Origin of the sequence: Novosphingobium sp. BL-52-GroH (assembly GCF_044813085.1) — a bacterium.
Classification (GTDB): Bacteria; Pseudomonadota; Alphaproteobacteria; order Sphingomonadales; family Sphingomonadaceae; genus Novosphingobium.
Genome location: NZ_CP171152.1, coordinates 2,871,078 through 2,892,513, shown reverse-complemented (window position 1 = coordinate 2,892,513; position 21,436 = coordinate 2,871,078). Strand labels below are relative to the sequence as shown.

Annotated in this window: 15 protein-coding genes; 6 read left to right on the top strand and 9 right to left on the bottom strand. The window is 68.4% G+C overall.

Translation table 11 applies throughout. The features are described from left to right. Positions 1-7: 7 nt before the first annotated feature. From pstB to ACFFDA_RS26605, 4 genes are read right to left on the bottom strand one after another with little or no spacing between them, the layout of a single operon-like run. Positions 8-769, bottom strand: a complete 762-nt coding sequence (gene pstB / locus ACFFDA_RS26620; protein WP_404480268.1) for a phosphate ABC transporter ATP-binding protein PstB — start codon at positions 767-769, stop codon at positions 8-10. A gap of 4 nt (positions 770-773) precedes the next feature. Beyond that, positions 774-1,661: a phosphate ABC transporter permease PstA gene (gene pstA / locus ACFFDA_RS26615; protein WP_404480267.1), complete on the bottom strand. Its 888-nt coding sequence runs from the start codon at positions 1,659-1,661 to the stop codon at positions 774-776. Then, the gene (pstC, locus tag ACFFDA_RS26610) at positions 1,654-3,027 is read right to left on the bottom strand and encodes a phosphate ABC transporter permease subunit PstC (protein ID WP_404480266.1); all 1,374 of its coding nucleotides are present in this window, start codon (positions 3,025-3,027) and stop codon (positions 1,654-1,656) included. Before pstC ends, pstA begins: the two co-directional genes overlap by 8 nt. A 31-nt stretch (positions 3,028-3,058) precedes the next feature. Beyond that, positions 3,059-4,105, bottom strand: coding sequence for a substrate-binding domain-containing protein (locus tag ACFFDA_RS26605; protein WP_404480265.1), 1,047 nt, complete (start codon positions 4,103-4,105; stop codon positions 3,059-3,061). 466 nt (positions 4,106-4,571) lie between these two features. Here ACFFDA_RS26605 and ACFFDA_RS26600 point away from each other — a divergent pair, with 466 nt between their 5' ends. After that, a complete protein-coding gene (locus ACFFDA_RS26600) occupies positions 4,572-6,023 on the top strand; it encodes a porin (protein ID WP_404480264.1) in 1,452 nt (483 codons plus the stop codon). Between the two features lie 135 nt (positions 6,024-6,158). Here the strand turns inward: ACFFDA_RS26600 and ACFFDA_RS26595 are convergent, their stop codons facing one another. Next, entirely contained in the window at positions 6,159-7,145 is a 987-nt protein-coding gene (locus tag ACFFDA_RS26595) for a sensor histidine kinase (RefSeq protein ID WP_404480263.1), read from the bottom strand. Positions 7,146-7,475: 330 nt separating this feature from the next. Here ACFFDA_RS26595 and zwf point away from each other — a divergent pair, with 330 nt between their 5' ends. From zwf to ACFFDA_RS26570, 5 genes are all read left to right on the top strand, one after another. Further along, positions 7,476-8,918, top strand: coding sequence for a glucose-6-phosphate dehydrogenase (gene zwf, locus ACFFDA_RS26590; RefSeq protein ID WP_404480262.1), 1,443 nt, complete (start codon positions 7,476-7,478; stop codon positions 8,916-8,918). Between the two features lie 124 nt (positions 8,919-9,042). Continuing rightward, positions 9,043-10,872 (top strand): phosphogluconate dehydratase, encoded by a 1,830-nt coding sequence (gene edd / locus ACFFDA_RS26585; RefSeq protein ID WP_404480261.1) that lies wholly within the window; start codon positions 9,043-9,045, stop codon positions 10,870-10,872. A gap of 2 nt (positions 10,873-10,874) precedes the next feature. Then, complete coding sequence (locus ACFFDA_RS26580; RefSeq protein WP_404480260.1) at positions 10,875-11,867, top strand: glucokinase; 993 nt, start codon at positions 10,875-10,877, stop codon at positions 11,865-11,867. Further along, positions 11,864-12,490 carry a bifunctional 4-hydroxy-2-oxoglutarate aldolase/2-dehydro-3-deoxy-phosphogluconate aldolase gene (gene eda, locus ACFFDA_RS26575; RefSeq protein ID WP_404480259.1) on the top strand — a complete coding sequence of 209 codons (627 nt, stop codon included), beginning with the start codon at positions 11,864-11,866 and terminating at the stop codon, positions 12,488-12,490. The genes ACFFDA_RS26580 and eda overlap by 4 nt, the downstream gene beginning before the upstream one ends. Then, on the top strand, positions 12,487-15,282 hold the full coding sequence (locus ACFFDA_RS26570; protein ID WP_404480258.1) for a phosphoenolpyruvate carboxylase: 2,796 nt from the start codon (positions 12,487-12,489) through the stop codon (positions 15,280-15,282). The genes eda and ACFFDA_RS26570 overlap by 4 nt, the downstream gene beginning before the upstream one ends. 90 nt (positions 15,283-15,372) lie before the next feature. Here ACFFDA_RS26570 and ACFFDA_RS26565 read toward each other — a convergent pair whose 3' ends face one another. From ACFFDA_RS26565 to ACFFDA_RS26550, 4 genes are all read right to left on the bottom strand, one after another. Then, positions 15,373-16,467 (bottom strand): NAD(P)H-dependent flavin oxidoreductase, encoded by a 1,095-nt coding sequence (locus ACFFDA_RS26565; protein ID WP_404480257.1) that lies wholly within the window; start codon positions 16,465-16,467, stop codon positions 15,373-15,375. A 37-nt stretch (positions 16,468-16,504) separates the two neighbouring features. Then, entirely contained in the window at positions 16,505-17,815 is a 1,311-nt protein-coding gene (locus ACFFDA_RS26560) for a glycoside hydrolase family 130 protein (RefSeq protein WP_404480256.1), read from the bottom strand. Next, a complete protein-coding gene (locus tag ACFFDA_RS26555) occupies positions 17,787-20,144 on the bottom strand; it encodes a glycosyltransferase family 4 protein (RefSeq protein ID WP_404480255.1) in 2,358 nt (785 codons plus the stop codon). Before ACFFDA_RS26555 ends, ACFFDA_RS26560 begins: the two co-directional genes overlap by 29 nt. Before the next feature lie 299 nt (positions 20,145-20,443). After that, complete coding sequence (locus tag ACFFDA_RS26550) at positions 20,444-21,256, bottom strand: NAD(P)-dependent oxidoreductase (RefSeq protein WP_404480254.1); 813 nt, start codon at positions 21,254-21,256, stop codon at positions 20,444-20,446. Between the last annotated feature and the right edge of the window lie 180 nt (positions 21,257-21,436).

Here is a 21,436-nt window from a genome sequence, read left to right as displayed (position 1 = left end):
CCATCACTCAGCCGTAGCGGCCGGTGATGTAGTCCTTGGTGCGCACTTCGCGCGGATTGGTGAAGATCTGGTCGGTCTCGCCATATTCGACGAGGCTGCCCAGATGGAAGAAGGCGGTGCGCTGCGAGACGCGCGCGGCCTGCTGCATCGAGTGGGTGACGATGACGATCGCGAAGCTTTCCTTCAGTTCGTCGATCAGTTCCTCGATGCGCGCGGTGGCGATCGGGTCGAGCGCGGAGCACGGCTCGTCCATCAGGATGACCTCGGGGCTGACGGCGATGGCGCGCGCGATGCACAGGCGCTGCTGCTGGCCGCCCGAAAGCGCGGTGCCGGCGTCGGTCAGGCGATCCTTGACCTCTTCCCACAGCCCGGCCTTGGTCAGGGCGCGCTCGACGATGACGTCCATGTCCGCCTTCGACGTGCCGAGCCCGTGGATGCGCGGGCCGTAGGCGACGTTCTCGAAGATCGACTTGGGGAACGGGTTGGGCTTCTGGAACACCATGCCGACGCGGGCGCGCAGCGCGACCGGGTCCATGTCCGCCGCGTAGATATCCTCGCCGTCGAGCAGGATCTCGCCGGTCACGCGGGCGCCGGCGATGGTGTCGTTCATCCGGTTGAGCGTGCGCAGGAACGTCGACTTGCCGCAGCCCGAAGGGCCAATGAAAGCCGTGACGATGCCGTTGTCGATGTCGATGGAAACGTCGTTGATCGCCTTCTTCTGTCCGTAGAAGACGTCGACGTTGCGAGCTGTGAGCTTTGGTTCTGTCATGTCCCTACCAGCGGACTTCGAATTTGTTGCGAAGGTATATCGCAATACCATTCATCGCGAGCAGGAAGACCAGCAGGACGATGATGGCGGCGGAGGTGTTCTGGACGAAAGCCTTGTCGATCTCGTCGGACCACAGGAAGATCTGCATCGGCAACACGCTCGAAGGGGCGGTGAGCCCGTCGGGCGGCGTGGCCACGAAGGCGCGCATGCCGATCATGAGCAGCGGCGCGGTTTCGCCAAGGGCGCGGGCCATGCCGATGATGGTGCCGGTCAGGATGCCCGGCAGCGCCAGCGGCAGGACGTGGTGGAAGGTGGTCTGCACCTTGCTCGCGCCGATGCCGTAGGCGGCCTCGCGGATGGAAGGGGGCACCGCCTTGATGGCGTTGCGGCCCGAGATCACGATCACCGGCATCGTCATCAGCGCCAGCGTCAGGCCGCCGACCAGCGGCGAGCTTCGCGGCATGCCCATCGTGTTGATGAACACCGCCAGGCCCAGCAGGCCGAAGATGATCGAGGGCACTGCGGCGAGGTTGTTGATCGACACCTCGATCCACTCGATCCAGCGTTTGCGCGGCGCGAACTCCTCGAGGTAGATCGCGGCCAGCACGCCCATCGGGAAGCTGAGCAGCAGCGTGACGAGCATCGTCAGCAGCGAGCCCTTGGTCGCCCCCCACACGCCCGCCACGGTGGCGTCGGTGGAGTCCGAACCCGACAGGAAGCTCCAGTCGAGCCCGCCAAGGCCGTTCTTGAGCATGATGACCAGCAGCAACGCGAGAAACGAGAGGCTGAGGACGATCGCGCCGAGGCCGATCATCTTGAAGCGGCGCTCGGCGGCGTTGCGGCGCGCGATGCGCCGGGCCGCCTCGGGCGAATTCCAGTCTGACTTACTCATAGGCTTCGCGGAACCGCTTCACGACGCGCAGGGCGACGATGTTGAGGATGAGAGTGACCACGAACAGCACGAGGCCCAGCGCGAAGGCCGACAGCGTCTTGGGGCTGTTGAACTCCTGGTCGCCGGTCAGCATCTGGACGATCTGGTAGGTGACCGTGGTCATCGAGGCGAACGGGTTGGCCGACAGGTTGGCGGCGGCGCCGGCGGCCATGACGACGATCATCGTCTCGCCGATGGCACGGCTGATCGCCAGCATCACGCCCGCGACGATGCCGGGGAGCGCGGCGGGGAGCAGCACCTTCTTGATCGTCTCCGAGCGGGTGGCGCCCAGCGCCAGCGACCCGTCGCTCATCGCGCGGGGCACGGCGGCGAGCGCGTCGTCGGCCATCGAGGAGACGAAGGGGATGATCATCACGCCCATCACGAGGCCGGCGGCCAGGGCGCTCTCGGTCGAAGGGTTGGCCATGCCGAGCGAGGCGGCGAAGTCGCGGATCATCGGCGCCACGGTCAGCGCGGCGAAGTAGCCGTAGACCACGGTGGGGATGCCGGCGAGGATCTCCAGCAGCGGCTTGACCCACTTGCGCACGTCGCGCGTGGCGTATTGCGTGAGGTAGATCGCGCTCATCAGGCCGAGCGGGATGGCGACCACCATGGCGATGATCGCGCCGATGTAGATCGTGCCCCAGAACAGCGGCACCGCACCGAAGTTGTCGTTGATGTTCGCGCCCGCCGTACTTGCCGGCGACCAGTGGGTGCCGGTGAGGAAGGCGATCGGCGACACGTCCTTGAAGAACAGCCCGGCCTCGAACACCAGCGAGGCGACGATGCCGAAGGTGGTCAACACCGCCATCAGCGAGGCGACCAGCAGCAGCGCCAGCACCGCGCGCTCGACCTGGGTGCGGGCGCGGAAGTCGGGGCGGATGCGGGTGAAGCCGAAGGCGCCGCCGGCGAAGGCGACGATCAGCACGATCAGCCCGCCGATCAGGCCGAACCGGGTCGTCGCGGCGCGGATCGGCTCGACGAGGGCCTGCGCCTCGGGATTGAAGGCGGTCGCGGAGGGATCGGCGGCAAGGTTGTGCGCCTCGGAAACGATCGAGCCCAGCGTCATCGGATCGGTCGGCAGGCCGGCGGCGGCGGGGTCGGCGAACAGCGCGCCTTCGACAAGGCCCGGCATGATCGCCGACCACACGCCCCAGGCCAGCAGGGCGGGAACCAGGATCCACAGCGCCATGTGCCAGCCGTGGTAGGCGGGCATCGAATGCATCGACCCCCGCCCCTTGTAGAGCAGCCGCGCCCGGCCCCGGGCGGCGAACCAGCCGACCAGGCCCAGACCGAAGACGGCCAGGAGAACACCCGTGAGTATCATGACTGGCCGCCCGGCCCTTTCTGTGCTTGGCTTACTTCAGCTCGGAAGGATCGAGCGGGGTCATCTTGGCGACGATGTCGGCGTTCTTTTTGCGGACGTCCTCGGGCGCGATGACCATGCCCTTCTTCTGGGCGAGGCCCTCGGGACCCCACGACTTGACCCATTCGGCCACGTAGCCCTGCAGGCCCTTGATCGGTGCGAGGTGCTGCTTCTTGACGTAAATGTAGAGCGGGCGCGCACCCGGATAGCTGTAGTCCGAGATCGTCGCATAAGTCGGGGTCACGCCCGACATCGGGATGCCCTTGAGGCTGTCGGGGTTCTCTTCGAGGAACGAATAGCCGAAGATGCCGATGGCCTTGGAGTTCTGCGAGATCTTCTGGACGATCAGGTTGTCGTTCTCGCCGGCGTCCACGTAGGGACCGTCCTCGCGGATGTCGTGGCAGGTCGCCTCGTACTTGTCCTTATCGCTGTCCTTGAGCGCCTTGGTGGCGGCGTCGGTCTTGCAACCGGCCTCGAGGATCAGCTCCTTGAGCGCGTCACGCGTGCCCGAGGTCGAGGGCGGGCCGTAGACCAGGATCGGCTCGGCCGGAAGCGACGGGTTGACGTCCTTCCAGGTCTTGGCGGTATTCGGCTTGCCGAACGGGTTGGCGGCGAGCGCCTTGTAGATGTCGAGCGGGGTGAGCTGGAAGCCGGGGCCGGTCTTCGATTCGGCGAAGGCGATTCCGTCGATGCCGACCTGGACCTCGACGATCTCCTTGACGCCGTTCTTCTGGCACTCCTCGTATTCGGACTTCTTGATCCGGCGCGAGGCGTCCTCGATGTCGGGGTGCTGCGCGCCGACGCCGGCGCAGAACAGCTTCATGCCAGCGCCCGTGCCGGTCGATTCGATGACCGGCGACTTGCCGCCGCTGGACTTTGCGAAGGCTTCGGCAACCGCCGTCGCGAACGGATAGACGGTGGACGAACCGACGCCGCGCACGAAATCGCGCGAGGCGGAGCCGGAACCGCCCGAACCGCCGCAGGCGCTGAGCGCGGCCAAGGAAACGGCAGCGAAGATGATGGTCTTGGTCGAACGCATTTTTGGATACCCCTCGGGCTCTACTGTGGGATGCCCCTATTGGGCTTCGATGACACTTCCATGACGATGAAGTGACATCGACGGGTCATCCCCGCAATTAATCCGGGAAAAGCGTGTTTCGCCTCTATCCCGTCATGTCGTCGCGGCAGGTTCCGTCCGGACCTGCAGACACATGCGCTGGAGCGGGGTCTAGGAGAGCACGCTAGCGATGGCAAGCAACGGCATCCGGTCCTTCGCCCGATTCGCGTGCCCGCCCGCAAGCAAGGGGCCTGGCCGCGGCGCGGGGAAATATTGCTCGATCGCTTCCGCCGTGTTTCTCCTGCGGCGCCTGCTTTGGGCGAAAGCGGCCGATCCCGGTCGGGCGCCGTTCGGGCGGAGTGTCCCGGAAGTGTCATTCATCCGTCATATTCAAGTCATACTGGCCGATCGCGACACGGAAGACCCCTTGCGAAAGACACCCGAGACGATGCGTACTTTTGTTGCTGGCACCGCTACCCTCGTGGCCATGACCACGACGGCCCTGCCCGCCGCGGCGCAATCGGCGCCGGGCCGGGCCGCCGAAACGCAGGAGACGGAAGCGCTGCGCGCCGAAGTCCGCGAACTGCGCGCCCGCCTCGAAGCGCTGGAAAGCCGTCTCGCCACAGCCGCGCCGGCCGCCGCGCCGACGCAGCCGCAGGAAGGCCAGCCGGCCGCCCTTGCCGCGGCTGCCCCTGCCACGACGGCGCCTGCCACCGCCGCCGCGCCCGCCGCGAAGGCCTCCGCCGACGAGGCCCAGATCAAGTGGAAGGGCAGCCCGCAGATCGTCCAGGGCGACCAGTCGTTCAAGGTCAAGGGCCGCATCCAGGCCGACGCCGCCTACGTCTCCGCGCCCAAGGGCCTCGCCGACCAGGGCCTCGGCTTCGCGAGCGAGATGCGCCGCATCCGCCTCGGCGGCGAAGGGTCCTTCAACAGCCACTTCTCGTACAAGCTGGAACTGGAACTGTCGGACAACGCGGTCGACCTCGTCGACACCTTCGTCACTTTCAAGGACGGTCCGTGGCAGGTGCAGCTTGGCAACCAGAACCCCTTCTGGTCGCTCGACGAACTGACCGGCGACACGGCCGGCAGCGTGATGGAGCGCGCCGCCTTCACCGACGCCTTCAACTTCGAGCGCCGCCTCGGCATCGGCGCGCAGTACGCCAAGGGCCCGCTGACCGCCCAGCTCGGCGTCTTCACCGACGATCCCACCGCGCTCGCCAACAGCAGCGACGGCGCCAGCGGCGGCGACGAGAACAACAGCTACAGCGTCGACGGGCGCCTGGTCTACGCGCCGAAGCTGGGCGACGTGCAACTGCACCTGGCCGCCTCGGGCCACTGGCGCCGGCTGGGACGGCTCGCCGATGCCAGCACCCGCTATCGCCAGCGCCCCTTCGCCCACACCACCAACACCCGCCTGATCGGCACGCCGGCGATGAACGTCGATACCGAGACGATGTACGGGGCGGAAGCCGCGGCGATTTCCGGCCGCTGGCACGGCGTGGCGGAATACTACCGCCTCGACGCCAACCGCGTCGACCTCTCCTCGGTCGCCTTCCAGGGCGCCTATGGCGAGGTGGGCTACTTCCTGACCGAGGGCGACACGCGCGGTTACAAGGGCGGCATCTTCGTCAACAACCCGCCCGCCCATCCGCTCGGCGACGGCGGCATCGGCTCGGTGCAGGTCAACTTGCGCTACGACTGGCTCGACCTCAACGACCGCGACATCCGCGGCGGCACCCAGAACGGCTACATCGTCGGCCTGGTCTGGTCGCCGATCCAGTACTTCCGCTTCAACGTGAACTACGCCCTGATGCAGTACACCGGCGCTACCGCCCTGCCCAACGGCGACCGCAACTACGACGCCAACGTCTTCGCCACGCGCTTCGAATTCGACTTCTGAGGACGCAGGCCGGTGCAGGACGATAAGAAACGACAGTTTCTGATCTGACACCCGGGGTGCCGGAAAGCGAAAGCGTCAGGGGGCGTGCGGTTCGATCAGGTCGCAGATCGAGCCGGGACCACCGGGATCCCGCCGTCATTCCCCCCGCAGCGGCAGCATCAGCGAGGCGGTGGTGCCCAGCCCGGGCCGGCTCTCGATGTCGAAGCGGCCGCGGTGGCGCTCGACGATGTGCTTGACGATCGAGAGGCCCAGCCCCGTACCCCCCGCCGCCCGGCTGCGGCTGGTGTCGGCGCGGTAGAAACGCTCCGTCACGCGCGGCAGGTGCTCGGGCGGGATGCCCTCGCCTTCGTCGCGCACGGTGACCAGGACCCAGCCCGTGCTCGCCGCCTCGACCGAGACCTCGACCGCGCCATCGGCCTTGGCGTACTTGCGCGAATTGTCGATGAGATTGCGCAGGACCTGCGATAGCTGCCCGCGATCGCCAGCGATCACCGCCTCGGCGCCATTGGCGTGGACCGCGACTTCGGCGGTGCCCCGGAACTCGCCCGCGACCTCGTGCGCCAGAGCGACCATGTCGATGCTGTCGAGCGGCGCCTCGTGCTTCACCGCCTCGATGCGCGAGAGCGACATGAGGTCCGAGATCAGCGCCTGCATCCGCTGCGCCTCGTGGCGGATGGTGCCCAGGAACCGTCCCCGCAGGGCCTCGTCGTTGCCCGCCTTGGGGTTCATCAGCGTCTCGCAGTAGCCGATCACGTTGGCGAGCGGGGTACGCAGCTCGTGGCTGGCATTGGCGACGAAGTCCGCGTGGGCCTTGGCCACGCTGACCCGCTCCGACAGGTCGTAGAGGCTGACGATCTTCTCGTTGGGTCCGGCGACCTTGCAGTCCACCTCCCACATCGAGCCGCCGGTGGACAGGCCCTTGATCCGCGCCGAGCCGCCGTTCTCGCTCAGGATCGCCGCGACCGCGCGCGGTTCGCGGATCGCGATGCGCACGTCCTGGCCGACGATGTGCGCGCCCAGCAGCGCCTTGGCCGCGCTGTTGGCGAAGCGCACCTGTCCGCGCGACACCATCAGTGCCGGGGTCTGCAGGTGTTCGAGGAGGTGGACGCCCTCGATGGTCATGCGCGTATCGCTCCTGTGCTCGCCCGGTCCGGGCTTCGGCCATGCGTCGGATCGGCGGCCCGATCCAGCGCGCGTGCCATGGTTTCACTACATTCTTGTTGCAACATTCGTATTCAGGCGCCGGGAAAATGACATTTCCATGTCCGTTCGACAGTCGACGACGTCTGAAAACATGCTTGCATCGCTCCATGCGACCTAGCGCTCCGGGAACTCGGTTGCTATGCTGCATCTGCGTGGCCATTCGTCGATGAACGGACGGGGGTCGGGCAGCCAGACAATGGTACATCACGGCAGCGAGGAGGAGCGCGGCCGTTCGGTGGAAAGGTATCCGTGACGCAATTCACTTCCGATCGCCTGCTCCTCTTCGGCGCTACAGGCGATCTCTCCCGCAGAATGCTGCTCCCTTCGCTTTGCGCGCTCGACGCGGAAGGCTTGCTGGACCCGCGCATTCAGATCATCGGCACCGCCCGGTCCGACATGGACGACCAGGGCTTTCGCAACTTCGCGCGCGAAGCGCTGGAGCAGTTCCTGCCCGCGCAACGGCGCGGCGGCATGGCGCAGTTCCTCAACCGGCTGAGCTACCAGCCACTCGACGCCAACGACATCGACCATTTCCAGGCGCTGGCCGAGAAGGTCGGGACGCCGGCGGAAGGCCTGTCGATCTTCCTGTCGACCGCGCCCAGCCTGTTCGAGGCGACCATCCACGGCCTCGAAAAGAGCGGCCTGGCCGGCCCCAAGGTGCGCATCGGCCTGGAAAAGCCGCTCGGCATCGACCTCGCCTCGAGCAAGGTCATCAACGACGCCGTCGCCCACGCCTTCCCGGAAGACCGAATCTACCGGATCGACCATTACCTCGGCAAGGAGACGGTGCAGAACCTGCTGGCGCTGCGCTTCGCCAACCTGATGTTCGAGCCGCTGTGGAACGCCGCGCACATCGACCACGTACAGATCACCGTGGCCGAGACCGTGGGCCTGGAATCGCGCGTCGCCTACTACGACGATTCGGGCGCGCTGCGCGACATGGTGCAGAACCACATGCTCCAGCTCCTCGCGCTGCTGGCGATGGAGCCGCCGGTCTCCTACGACGCCACCAACGTGCGCGACGAAAAGGTCAAGGTCCTGCGATCGCTGCGCAAGGTAAGTGCGGGCCAGACCGTCACCGGCCAGTACCGGGCGGGCGCCATCGGCGGCAAGGCCGTGCCCGGATACGACGACGAACTCGGCAAGGATTCGGACACCGAGACGTTCGTCGCGATCAAGGCGCACATCGACAACTGGCGCTGGCAGGGCGTGCCCTTCTACCTGCGCACCGGCAAGCGCCTGCCCAAGCGCACGACCGAGATCGTCGTCCAGTTCCGCGACGTGCCGCACTCGATCTTCCACGGCCGCGGAGCAAAGACGGTGCCCAACCGGCTCGTCATCGGCATCCAGCCGGAAGAGAACATCACGCTCTCGCTCATGGCCAAGGTGCCCGGGCTGGACCGCAACGGCTACGGGCTGCGCTCGGTGCCGCTGGCGATCACCACGCCCGATGCCTTCGCCGGCCCGCAACGGCGCATCGCCTACGAGCGCCTGCTCCTCGACCTGATCGAGGGCGACCAGACGCTGTTCGTCCGCCGCGACGAAGTGGAGGCCCAGTGGGACTGGATCGACGCGATCCGTGCCGGCTGGGAGGAACAGCAGCAGACGCCCAAGACTTACACTTCCGGAAGCTGGGGGCCATCCGCCGCCATCGCGCTCGCCGAGCGCGACGGCGTCACCTGGCACGAATAAGCCCCGTCAGGGCCCGACGCTTTCGACACAGATCGGCCGCCCGGGTTCGGGTCGCCTGCGCCGGCAAGGTGCGTGGGCGTCCGCTGACCGGGTGGGCCGCGGAAAAAGACCAGGAGTAACACCCATGAGCAACCTCAACCCGGCCGGCATCAACCCGGTGGTCGAGCGCGTGACCCAGCGCGTGATCGAGCGTTCGCGGCCGAGCCGCCAGCGCTACCTCGATCTCGTGGCGTTCGAGGCCGATCGACATTCCGACCGCAGCTTCCTGTCGTGCTCCAACCTTGCGCACGGCTTCGCCGCCTCGGGCGAGGACAAGGCGACGATCGCGGCCGGCAAGTCGATCAACCTCGGTCTCGTCACCGCCTACAACGACATGCTCAGCGCCCATCAGCCCTATGGCCGCTACCCCGACCAGATGAAGCTCTACGCCCGCGAGATCGGCGCGACGGCTCAGGTCGCCGGTGGCGTGCCGGCGATGTGCGACGGCATCACTCAAGGGTTCGACGGCATGGAACTGTCGCTGTTCAGCCGCGACGCCATCGCCCTGTCGACCGCGGTGGCACTCAGCCACGCGATGTTCGACGGCACCGCACTGCTGGGCATCTGCGACAAGATCGTCCCCGGCCTCGTCATCGGGGCGCTGCGCTTCGGCCACCTGCCGGCGATCTTCGTGCCATCGGGGCCGATGCCGAGCGGCATCTCCAACAAGCAGAAGCAGCAGGTCCGCCAGCTTTACGCGGAAGGCAAGGCCGGCCGCGAGGAACTGCTCGAAAGCGAAAGCGCCAGCTACCACGCGCCGGGCACCTGTACCTTCTACGGCACCGCCAACTCCAACCAGATGATGATGGAGATGATGGGCCTGCACGTTCCGGGCTCGGCTTTCGTGCCGCCCAACACACCGCTGCGCCAGGCGCTGACCCGTGCCGCCACCCACCGCCTCGCCGCGATCACCCGCAAGGGCGAGGACTATCGCCCGATGGCCAAGGTCGTCGATGAGAAGGCCATCATCAACGCGATGGCCGGCCTGCTGGCGACCGGCGGCTCGACCAACCACGCGATCCACCTGCCGGCCATGGCCCGCGCCGCGGGCATCCTGATCGACTGGGAGGACTTCGACGAGCTGTCCTCCGTCGTTCCGCTCATCACCCGCGTCTATCCCAACGGCTCGGGCGACGTGAACCACTTCCACCAGGCGGGCGGCATGGCGTGGGTCGTGCGCGAACTGCTCGGCGCCGGGCTTGCCCACGCCGACGTGCTGACCGTGGCCGAGGGCGGCATGGCCGCCTACGCCGACGAGCCGGTGCTGGTGGACAATACCCTCGCCTGGACTCCGGCGCCCGCTACCAGCGGCGACGACACCATGCTGCGCACCGTTGCCACGCCGTTCCTCCCCGACGGCGGCATGCGCCTCGTCCAGGGCAACCTGGGACGCGGCACGTTCAAGACCAGCGCCGTCGACCAGCAGCGCTGGACGATCGAGGCCCCGTGCCGGGTGTTCGACACGCAGGAAGCCGTGTCGCAGGCGTTCAAGGCCGGTGAACTCGACCGCGACGTCGTCGTCGTCGTGCGCTTCCAGGGCCCGCGCGCCAACGGCATGCCCGAACTGCACAAGCTGACCCCGCCGCTGGGCGTGCTCCAGGACAAGGGCTTCAAGGTCGCGCTGGTGACCGACGGGCGCATGTCGGGCGCCTCGGGCAAGGTCCCGGCGGCGATCCACGTCACCCCCGAAGCGCTGGGCGGCGGCCCGCTGGCCCACTTGCGCGACGGCGATATCGTGCGCCTCTCGGCCGAGGACGGCACGCTCTCGACCACCGCCGACCTCGCTTCGCGCGAGGCCGCGCCCACTCCGGTCGCGCCGATGGGCATGGGCCGCGAACTCTTCGCGATGTTCCGCCTGAACGCGGGCGGCGCCGAACAGGGTGGCTCCTCGATGCTGGAGCTGGCGGGGCTGTGACCGTGGATACGCGAAGGGACCCGACCGACCTCGTCGCCGTCGACATCGGCGGCACCCACGCGCGCTTCGCGCTCGCGACCATCGCCGACGACGGGACCATCACCCTGGGCGAGCCGGCGACGCTGCACACCAAGGACCACGGCAGCTTCCAGCTCGCCTGGCAGGCCTTCCGCGACATGAACGGCGGAACCCTGCCCGATGCCGTGGCGATGTCCGTCGCCGGCCCGGTCGGCGGCGACGTCATCAAGTTCACCAACAACCCCTGGATCCTGCGCCCCGCGCGGATCGAGGAGATGCTGGGCCCCAGGCGCCAGACCATCGTCAACGACTTCGCCGCCGTCGCCCACGCGGTGGCGCGCGCCGATGCCGGCGAGTTCCTGCACCTTGCAGGGCCCGAAGACGCCCCGCTGCCCGAAGTCGGCACCATCAGCGTGATCGGACCGGGCACGGGCCTGGGCGTCGCCTACCTTCGGCGCGACGCCGCCACCTACCACGTCCAGGCGACCGAAGGCGGCCATATCGACTACGCCCCGCTCGACCTGATCGAGGACGCGATCCTCGCCCGGCTGCGCAAGCGCCACAACCGCGTCTCGGTGGAACGCGTCGTCTCGGGCCCGGCCATCGTCGACATCTACCAGGCGCTTGCGGCGATGGAGCACAAGGCCGTCCACGATAAGACCGACGTGGAAATCTGGACCGCCGCCGCCAGCGGCGAGGACAGCCTCGCCGTCGCCGCGGTCGACAGGTTCTGCCTTGCGCTCGGCGCGGCGGCGGGCGACTATGCCCTCGCGCACGGCGCCGGCGGCGTCGTCATCGCAGGGGGCCTGGGATACCGTATCCGCGACACCATCCAGTCGTCCGGCTTCGCCGAACGCTTCCGCGCCAAGGGCCGCTTCGCCGGCCTGATGGCCACCCTGCCCGTCAAGCTCATCACGCACCCGCAGCCCGGCCTGTTCGGCGCGGCCGCCGCCTTCGCAAGGGAACACCTTCAATGACCACACTTTCCGCAGCCGTCGAGAAGGTCATGCGCCTCGCCCCCGTCATCCCGGTCCTGGTGATCGAGGACATCGAGCATGCCCTGCCGATCGCCGAGGCGCTCGTCGCCGGCGGCTTGCCGGCGCTCGAAGTGACCCTGCGCACCGAATGCGCGATCGAGGCGATCAAGGTGATGAAGCAGGTCCCCGGCGCCGTCGTCGGCGCCGGCACCGTGCTCACGCCCGACGACCTTTCCCGCTCGATCGACGCCGGCGCCGAGTTCATCGTCTCGCCCGGCCTCACCCCGACGCTCGGCGAAGCCGCGCTCAAGAGCGGCATCCCGTTCCTCCCCGGCACCGCCAACGCCAGCGACGTGATGCTGGCGCTGGAGATGGGCTTCGATCGCCTGAAGTTCTTCCCCGCCATGGCAGCCGGCGGCCCGCCCGCACTCAAGGCGATCTCCGCCCCGCTGCTGGCCGCACGATTCTGCCCGACCGGCGGCGTCACCCCGGAGAACGCGGCCGAGTGGCTGGCGCTCGACGCGGTGCTCTGCGTCGGCGGGAGCTGGATGGTCCCCAAGGGCAAGCCCGATCCGGTAAAGATCGAGGCTGCCGCCCGCATCGCCGCGGGGCTCGGCCGATGAGCGCGGGTCTGCGCACGGTCGACGCGCTCGACGCCCGTCTCCAGGAGCTGCACAAGCTCACTGCGCAGACCCCCATTTTCAACCCGGTCTTCCAGCTCGGCCTCGAACTTTCGCGGGCGCTGGAGATCGGCGAGATGTCGCTCGACGACATCGAGGCGCTCGTCGCCGAGATGGACTGCGAGGGCCTGCGTGCCCGCGCTGCCCGCCTCGACCGCATCCTCGAAACCGTGCCGACCGCGAAGAACGACGCCCTGATCGACGAAGCGGCCGCGAAGACCGTCGGCGACGACGACTTCACCGCCTTCGCGGTCCGCTGGCAGCGCCCGGCCGCGCACGTCGTCTTCACCGCGCACCCGACCTTCCTGCTCACCGCCGCCCAGACCGAGGCGGTCGCCGCCTCCGCAGCGGCCGGCGATTTCAGCGAGGCCTCGGTCTGCGTCGCCTCGCCCGAGCGCGACACCATCACCCTCGACTACGAACACGAGGCCGCGATGACCGCGATCGCGCGCGGGCAGAAGGCCCGCGACCGCATCGTCGCGCGCCTGTTCGACGCCGCCGCCGCCCGCTGGCCCAAGCGCTGGCGCGCGCTGAACCCGATGCCGGTGCGCTTCGCCCACTGGGTCGGCTACGACATGGACGGGCGCACCGACATCTCGTGGTCCACCTCGATCCGTTACCGGCTCGAGGAAAAGGCCCAGCGCCTTGCCTCCTATGCCGAGAGCCTGGAGACGGCGGCGCCCGAAATCGCCGCCCAGCTTTCCCGCGCCCACGCGCACACCGCCGAATTCGCCAGCGCCTTCAGGCAGGACCTCAAGGACCCCGAGGCGCTGTCCGCCGCCGCCAACGGCCTCACCGCCGAGCATCCCGACAAGATCGTCAGCCTCGAGGGCATCATCGCCCGGCTCGAGGAAGACGCCCGCCACGCCGACCAGGACCAGGCCCGCGCGCTCCTCGTCACCGCCGCGGCGATGCGCGCCGATGGCCTGGGCATGGGCTGGATCCACTTCCGCGTGAACGCCTCGCAGTTGCAGAACGCGATCCGCCGCCGCATCGACCCCGACGGCAAGCTCAGCCTCGCCAGCCAGGCGGCGCTGGTCCGCATGCGCGAGCTGCTCGCCGAAGTGAAGCCGCTGCGCTCCAACTTCGCGGCGCTGGCGATCGAGAACTCGACCGCGGTGCGCCAGTTCCTGGCGATGGCGCAGATCCTGAACCACATCGACGCCGATTCCCCGATCCGCATGCTCGTCGCCGAGTGCGAGGAGCCGACCACGGTGCTCGCCGCGCTCTACTTCGCGCGGATGTTCGGGATCGACGACAAGGTCGACGTCTCGCCGCTGTTCGAGACCGAGAACGCGCTGGAGCACGGCGGCCGCTTCCTCGACGCGGTGCTCGCCGAGCCCGCCTATCGCGACTATGCCAAGAAGCGCGGGCGCGTCTCGATCCAGACCGGCTTCTCCGACGCCGGCCGCTTCGTCGGCCAGGTGCCCGCAGCCCTCGCCATCGAGCGCCTGCAGGGCCGCATGGCCGAGGCGATGGCCGCCAACGGCCTGTCCGACGTCGCCGCGCTGGTGTTCAATACCGGCGGCGAATCGATGGGTCGCGGCTGCCACCCGTCCAGCATCGACGACCGCTTCGACTGGCAGATGTCCCCCTGGGCCCGCCGCCGCTTCCTGCGCGCAAGCATTCGGCTGGAGCCCGAAGTCTCGTTCCAGGGCGGCGACGGCTATCTCTGGTTCGGCTCGGACGAACTGGCGCTCGCCACGCTCACCCGCATGATCGAGCGGCCCTTGTGGCAGGCCGACGTCAACGCGCCGACCGACCCGTTCTACCGTCGCACCGACCTCAGCCTCGATTTCTACCGCGCGATCCGCAGCGTCCAGCACGGACACCTGGAATCGACCACTTACAGCCGCGCGATCACCGCGTTCGGGCTCGGCCTCCTCAACGACACCGGCAGCCGCAAGGCGCGCCGCCAGTCGGACCTCGCCTCCGACCGCACGATGAGCCTGCGCCAGATCCGGGCGATCCCGCATAACGCGATCCTGCAGCAGCTCGGCTATCCGGTGAACGTGATCGCCGGCATCGGCACCGCGTCGGACGGCAACCGCGAGGAAATCGCCGGACTCCTGCGCGAATCGGCGCGTGGCCGGCAGATCGTGCGCCTCGCTCGCGCCGCCAACGCGCTCGCCTCGATCAAGACGGTGATGGCCTATGGCGAGCTGTTCAACTCCGCCTACTGGGCCAGCCGCCCTTATCGCGGCGACGAGCAGCAGATTTCCGACGCCTGCCTCAAGCTCGCCGAATATCTCACCAAGGACGATCGCGCCGGTGTCTACCGTCGCCTCTCGTCGCGCCTGCGCGTCGATGCGCTCAAGCTGCACCGCCTGCTCGACCTGATTCCCGACGAGGCCCCGCTCAAGGACCGCGAGCACACCCGCCGCTCGCTGGGCGTGCTGCACTCCCTGCGGATCGCGCTGTTCCAGCACATGTTCCTGCGCTCGGTGATGGTCCCGCAGTTCAGCCGCGCCAACGACATCAGCCGCGACGACGTGCTGGAGATGTTCTTCACCCTGCGCGTCGAGGACGGCCTCGCCCAGCTCCGCCGCGCGTTCCCCATACACTTCCCCTCGATCGACGACTTCGCGGTGGACGCCCCCAGCGACTACCCGGATTCGAGCGCGACCGGCTATGCCGGCATCCACAAGGACTACATCGACCCGATCGCGCGGTCCTATGCGCTGTCCTTGCGGATCACCACCGCGCTGGCGAACGAGTTCGGGGCACACGGGTAAAGCAACGTCGTCCCGGGCTCGACCCGGGACCGCTGGCAAGGCCGCGTCCACGTCGCGCACGGCCGCAGGGGCCAACGGCGCCCTATCGCGTCAAGAGTCCCCCGCGGTCCCGGGTCGAGCCAGGGATGACGGCCGCGCTGCCTGCAACTCCGCCCGCAGCACTTCGACCAGCCGCGCTGCCGGCAGCGCACGCGCGAGCGGGGCGCCCTGCCCGGCCCATTGCGCGCCGAACCCATGCTCGCCGCGCGCCTTGGCGGCGGCGTTGAGGGCCTTTCCGGCGTCGTAGGCGACGGGATAGTCCGGCACCTGCCGATCCCCCAGTTGCGCGGCAAGCGCCGTGAAGCGATTGGCCAGCGCCCGCGCCGGGCGGCCCGAGATCAGCGGCGTCAGCGTCGTATGCCAGGCTCCCGGTCCCGCGAGCGCGGCGCGATAGGCTTCGTCGGCGGCGGATTCCGGGCAGCCGACGAAGGCCGTGCCGAGCTGCGCCGCCACCGCGCCCAGGTCCAGCGCGGCGGCGATCCCGGCGCCGTCCATGATGCCGCCCGCCGCGATCACCGGGAGCGGTCCCTTGCCTGCCAGCAGCCGGGTCAGCGCCATGGTGCCCAGCCCATCATCGGGCGCGGCGGGGTCGAACATGCCACGATGACCGCCCGCCTCGATGCCCTGCGCGACGATGCCATCGATCCCTGCCGCCGCGATCGCGCGGGCCTCGTCGATGCTGGTGGCGGTCGCCAGCAGCAGGACGCCGCGTTCGCGCAAGGCACGGATGGCCTCGGAGGGCGGCAGGCCGAAGTGGAAGCTGACCACCGGCGGCGCCTGTTCGACCAGCAGCGCGAGCATTGCGGCATCGTCGGCGAAGCTGGCGTAGACGGGTCGCAGCGCCGCGGGCGGCTCGGCGTCGAACTCGGCGAAGAGGGGGCGCAAGGCATCGATCCAGCCGGCCTCGCGCCCGGCATCGGCGACGGGCGCGGCGTGGACGAACAGGTTGACGTTGAAGGCGCGCGCGCTGCGGGCGCGGAAGTCGGCGATCATCGCCCGCGCGCCGGCGACATCGGTGGCGCCGACCGCGATCGACCCGAGCGCACCGGCGTTCGACACTTCGGCGGCGAGAAGCGGCGTGCCAGTCCCCGCCATCGGCGCCTGGACCAGCGGGATGTCCAGGCCCAGCCGTTCGAGCAATGTCATGTCCACTCCCGCTACCTGCGTCGCCGGCTCGACGCGGCTACTCCATCCGATCCAGCAGCGCGCGGATATCGCATGTCGCGAAGCCGACGGTGCTGTCCGAGATGCCGTAGGGAATCAGCAGCCGCTCGCCGACCTTGAGCGCCCCGCAGGTATAGACGACGTTGGGCACGTAACCCGAACGATCGGCGTTCTCCGCGGTCAGCACCGGCTCGGGCGTCCGGGCGAGGACCTTGCTCGGATCGTTGCGGTCGAGCAGCGCGCAGCCCAGGGCGTATTTGCGCATGGCGCCGACCCCGTGGGTGAACATCAGCCACCCCTCGTCGCAGGGGATCGGACTGCCGCAGTTGCCGATCTGGATGAACTCCCAGGGGTACTTGGGCTCCATCAGCAGGACGCCTTCATCCTCCCAATGGTCGATGGTGTCGGACTTGAGCAGGAACAGGTTCTTGCCGTCCTGGCGACCGACCATGGCGAAGCGTCCGTCGATCTTCTCGGGGAACAGCGCCATGCCCTTGTTGCGCCCGGCGGCGCCGCGGATCGGCTCGAGGTCGAAACTGCGAAAGTCACGCGTGCGCAGTAGTTCCGAGCGGATCGAGCTGCCCGAATAGGCGGTGTAGGTTCCAACCCATTCGAAATCGCCGCCACCATGGTCGAAGCGCACGAGCCGCAGGTCTTCCAGCCCGCCCCGCTGCTGCTCGGTGATCGGGAAGATCACGGTATTGGACAGGCTCGATTCGGCCTGGCGGTGGACCGAGACGCTGCAATCGGCGTCGAACTGATCCTCCTCGTCGAGTTCCACCGAGGTCGCGAAGGCGGCCTGGGGCCAGAGGCAGAACTCGCCGTCCGACTCGGCTATCCCTTCACGGAAGGCGATCGAGCTGATGTGCCCCTCGCCCACCGCGCGAAGGCTCATGATGAAGCGCACGCAGCCGTCCTGCAGCCCCGACTGGTCGGGCGACGGGACGATCGAAGGATTCATCAGCGCCGCCGCCGCGAACGTGTATTCGTGGCAGAAGTAGGAGCCGATCAGCCGCTGTTTGGTCTCGGAATAATCCTGGGGATCGAGACCCAGGTTCTCGGCCACTTCGTCGAAACGGGCGCCGAAGATGCGTTCGGTCTGCCAGTGGCGTTCCTTGAAGTCGCGCAACACCCGTTCGTATTCGGCCGCCGCCCGTTCCTCGTCGAGCGCCGCGACGTCCTCGACCAGCCGAAGGGCGCGCCCGCCGGGCGCGTTCTTCGATTGCCAGCCGAGGTGGAACGGACGCAATACCACGCGCGCCGGATCGGCGTGCAGGCGCGTCTCAAAGATACGAAGCGGATCAGACCAGGCGTTCTCGGGCCGGTTCAAGCAGATCTCCTTCCCGGGAGCGGGGGGCCGACGTCGACGGCTCGTGAGCCAGTTTCATAAGCGCATAATGCGACAACTGGAAGGCCAGGATCGATTCAGCGCCGCAATTTGCATTGACCCCGCGCGGCGTCACCCCGTCGCGGCAGCGGCCGGTGGCGACATCGGCGAGCACCGCGCCGCGATCGTTGTCGCCGAAGAACCAGCGCCAGGCGGTCATCGCATGCTCGCGCCAGAAGGCCCCGCTGGTGGCGTTCCAGGCCGACTGGGCAGCCTCGATGGCAGCCTGTGCCTCCAGCGGCTGCTGGTCGAAGGGCAGGTAGCTGTGATCGCGATGGAAGCTCTCCGAACCGATCGGGCGGAACTGGCCTTTCGCCGATATCTGCTGTTCGCAGATCCACCGCAGCGTCTCGAGGCCGGCGTCGGTCCAGTTCTCGCGGCCGAGCGCCATGCCCGCCTCGATCAGCGCCTGCGAGAGGCGCGGGTTGTCGTAGGCCAGCATCGCCTCGAACCATGCCCAGTCCGGCCGGCGTCCCTCGCCCAGCAGGCGCATGAGGAAGTCGCCGCCCCGCTCAACCAGGGCGCGCGACATCTCGTGCCCGGGATCGCGGCGCAGCACCGCACAGGCGCCGAGCATGGTGAAGGCGATGGCCCGCGGCGAGCCGAGCGGCGCGATGGATGTCAGCACTTCCTCGTAGAGCCCCAGGCCCCACTGAGAAAGCCCGTCGTCCGGCGCGCGCTCGAACGTCTGGCCGAGCGCCCAGACGGCGCGCCCGTTGGAATCCTCCGAGCCCTCGTCCTCACACCAGGAACGGTCGAAGCGCATGAAATTGCGGAAGCGGTTGAGATCGGGATTCCACGCAGACTGCACGAAGGCGGCGTAGACGAGGCTCCATTTCATCCGCTCAGCCGCAGACAGCCCCTGCGCGACGTTGGCCAGCATCAGGGCGCGGGCATTGTCGTCGAGGCAGTAGCCGTGGCGCCGGTCGGGCACGACGCCGATCGAGTGCTGGAACATCCCGGTGCCGTCGCTCATCGCGAGTACGGCGGAAAGGCCGGGCAGCACGGTCGAGCAAGGCAGCTCGGGCCGGGCGGCGAGTGCCGCCGCCGCCAGCCGCGCCGAAGCGTCGGCGAAGCGCGGCCAGATCGTCTCGCGGCCACGGGCATAGGCGCGGCGCTGCATCGAGGCCATGTCGTCGGGCGCATCGAGCAGGGCATTGACGGCGCGGGCGATCGCCTCGCTGGAATGCGGCTCGATCAACCGGCCGACGTCCTGCGCCAGCAATTCGCGCGCGTGGACGTAAGGCGTCGAGACCACCGCCTTGCCCATCGCCACGGCATAGCTCAGCGTTCCGGAGGTGGACTGCTGCAGGCCCGGATAAGGCGTGAGATAGATGTCGCAGGCTTCAAGCTGGTCGAGCAGTTCGGGCGTTTCGAGGAACCGGTTGTCCCAGGCGACATGCCGGGAGACGCCCAGCTCCTGCGCCAGGCTCGCCAGCTTTTCCCGGTAGGCCTCGCCCTCGCGCGCGACGAGGTTGGGATGGGTCGCGCCGACGATGCGGTACAGCGCGTCGGGATGGCGCGCGACGATCGCCGGGAGGGCGCGGATCGCGTGCTCCAGTCCCTTGCCCGGGCCCAGGAGGCCGAACGTCATAAGAACCTTGCGCCCGGCGAGGCCGAGGCGCGCCTTGAATTCCTCCTGCCGGCCGAACGGCCGATCGGGAGCGCCATGGTCGATCACTTCGACGATGTGCGCCGGAGCGCCGTATATCCGCCCGAGCAATTCGCGCGAATGGCGCGACATGACCATGATCCGCGAGGCGCGCGTGACCAGATGGCGCAGGATCGCCCGCTGGCGCTCCGACGGTTCGCTCAGTACCGTGTGCAGGGTCAGCACCAGCGGTGCCGCCAGCCGATCGACGAACGGGACGACCATCTCGCCGTCCGGCCCGCCGAAGATGCCGTATTCGTGCTGGAGCCAGATCGCATCGACACCGGACTCGTTGATCTGTCGGGCGGTCCGGATATAAGCCTCGGGATCGTCGCGCGTGACAATCCCGGCGACGCCCGGGTATTCGAGCGGGTCCCGGGGATCGTCGAGGGCATGGACCGCTACGTCGATCTCGGGGTGATGCTCCCGCAGCTTCTCGAAGATGTCGGTGGTGAATGTCGCGATGCCGCACTTGCGCGGAGCGAAGTTGCCGATGAGCGCGAGGCGCATCGGCTTGCTGGGAACCGGCGGGTTCGCCTCGAAGATGGAATGGATGCCCGCCAGCCGGGGCGTAGCTCCGCACCCGCCGTCGACATCCTGGGAAAGTGGCAGATGGGCCATGCGTACCCCGTGAACGAGTGATGAATTGTCACACGCTCAATTCCCCGCCGCCGTTTAAGTTTCACGCTGCACCGCAATAAACTGGCCGGGCGTTCGCGATATCGGACATGGCGAGGAAACAGCTGCCGCTACGCTCACTTTTGACCGTTTTCCGCGGATTTTTCGTTGCTCGTCGCTGCTTTGCGGGCGTCCGAGCAGACGCAGCAATCATCGCGCAACTGCCCTCGGAATGCGCCTTGAAGCGTGATCGTCAACGTTGAAGCATCAGTGCGAGCCGGGATCGCGATGACGAACGTGCATCAACATCCGTCCTGAGCCGTCGCCAGCCGCAGGAACGATCGCGCCGAGGTCTCCAGCAGTTCCGTGTCGGGCGAGCCCGGGAGGATCGCAGCGAGCAGGTCGGTGTCCTTCAACAGCATGCGGGCGCCATGTTCGAAGGCCCGCGGCTCGGGAATGCGGGCGTAGACCTCGAAGCCGAAGCTGCGCCCGGAACTGGCCTGGACGAGGTCGGCCAGCGCCTGTCGCTCGACGCCCAGCGCCTCGCCCGCCTGCAGCGCCGCCTGGGCGAGGCCCATGTTCGCGGCCATCAGCGCGTTGTTGACGATCTTGGCCTTCTGCCCCGCCCCTGCCGGGCCGAGCCGGACGATCAGCTTGCCGAAACTCTCGAACACCGGCCGCGCCTGCTCGAAGGCCGCTTGCGACCCGCCGCACATCACCGTCATCGTGCCCGCCTGCGCCCCGGGGGCGCCGCCGCTGACCGGGGCGTCGACCATCGCGACGCCGTGCCGCGCGCAGATCCGTTCCACCTCCTCGGCGGTCCCGGGCAGGACAGTCGAATGGAGCGCCAGCAGGCTGCCGGGTTTCATCGCCGGGACCAGCACGGCGCAGATGTCGAGCACGTCGGCATCGTTCACCACGCACAGGCCGACGTGGTCGCAGGCCGCACCCAGGTCCGCGATGCTCGCGGCGACGTTGGCGCCCTTCCCGGCGAACTCGGCCGCCGCCTCCGCCCGGCGCGCCCAGACCGTCAGCGCGAAGCGCTCGAGCATGCGATGCGCCATCGGGCCGCCCTGGCTACCGATGCCGATGAATCCGGTGGTCGTGGCGGTCATGGACGTCTCTCCTCTGCCCGCCATGAAAAGCGCCTGGCGCGGCGAGTGTCCAGCATCGCCCGGTGCATCATCGTCAGGGCGTTCGCCCGTCCGGCGCCGGCCGGCCGGCCCGCGTTCACTACGATGGACTTCCTTCCCCGGCTTTCCTATGTTTCGTCATCACGCAATAATTTTACAACG

What these genes read in the sequence shown, in the direction of transcription:
- pstB (WP_404480268.1), bottom strand. Translation starts at nt 769, where the DNA reads ATGACAGAACCAAAGCTCACAGCTCGCAACGTCGACGTCTTCTACGGA.
- pstA (WP_404480267.1), bottom strand. Translation starts at nt 1,661, where the DNA reads ATGAGTAAGTCAGACTGGAATTCGCCCGAGGCGGCCCGGCGCATCGCG.
- pstC (WP_404480266.1), bottom strand. Translation starts at nt 3,027, where the DNA reads ATGATACTCACGGGTGTTCTCCTGGCCGTCTTCGGTCTGGGCCTGGTC.
- ACFFDA_RS26605 (WP_404480265.1), bottom strand. Translation starts at nt 4,105, where the DNA reads ATGCGTTCGACCAAGACCATCATCTTCGCTGCCGTTTCCTTGGCCGCG.
- ACFFDA_RS26600 (WP_404480264.1), top strand. Translation starts at nt 4,572, where the DNA reads ATGCGTACTTTTGTTGCTGGCACCGCTACCCTCGTGGCCATGACCACG.
- ACFFDA_RS26595 (WP_404480263.1), bottom strand. Translation starts at nt 7,145, where the DNA reads ATGACCATCGAGGGCGTCCACCTCCTCGAACACCTGCAGACCCCGGCA.
- edd (WP_404480261.1), top strand. Translation starts at nt 9,043, where the DNA reads ATGAGCAACCTCAACCCGGCCGGCATCAACCCGGTGGTCGAGCGCGTG.
- eda (WP_404480259.1), top strand. Translation starts at nt 11,864, where the DNA reads ATGACCACACTTTCCGCAGCCGTCGAGAAGGTCATGCGCCTCGCCCCC.
- ACFFDA_RS26570 (WP_404480258.1), top strand. Translation starts at nt 12,487, where the DNA reads ATGAGCGCGGGTCTGCGCACGGTCGACGCGCTCGACGCCCGTCTCCAG.
- ACFFDA_RS26565 (WP_404480257.1), bottom strand. Translation starts at nt 16,467, where the DNA reads ATGACATTGCTCGAACGGCTGGGCCTGGACATCCCGCTGGTCCAGGCG.
- ACFFDA_RS26555 (WP_404480255.1), bottom strand. Translation starts at nt 20,144, where the DNA reads ATGGCCCATCTGCCACTTTCCCAGGATGTCGACGGCGGGTGCGGAGCT.
- ACFFDA_RS26550 (WP_404480254.1), bottom strand. Translation starts at nt 21,256, where the DNA reads ATGACCGCCACGACCACCGGATTCATCGGCATCGGTAGCCAGGGCGGC.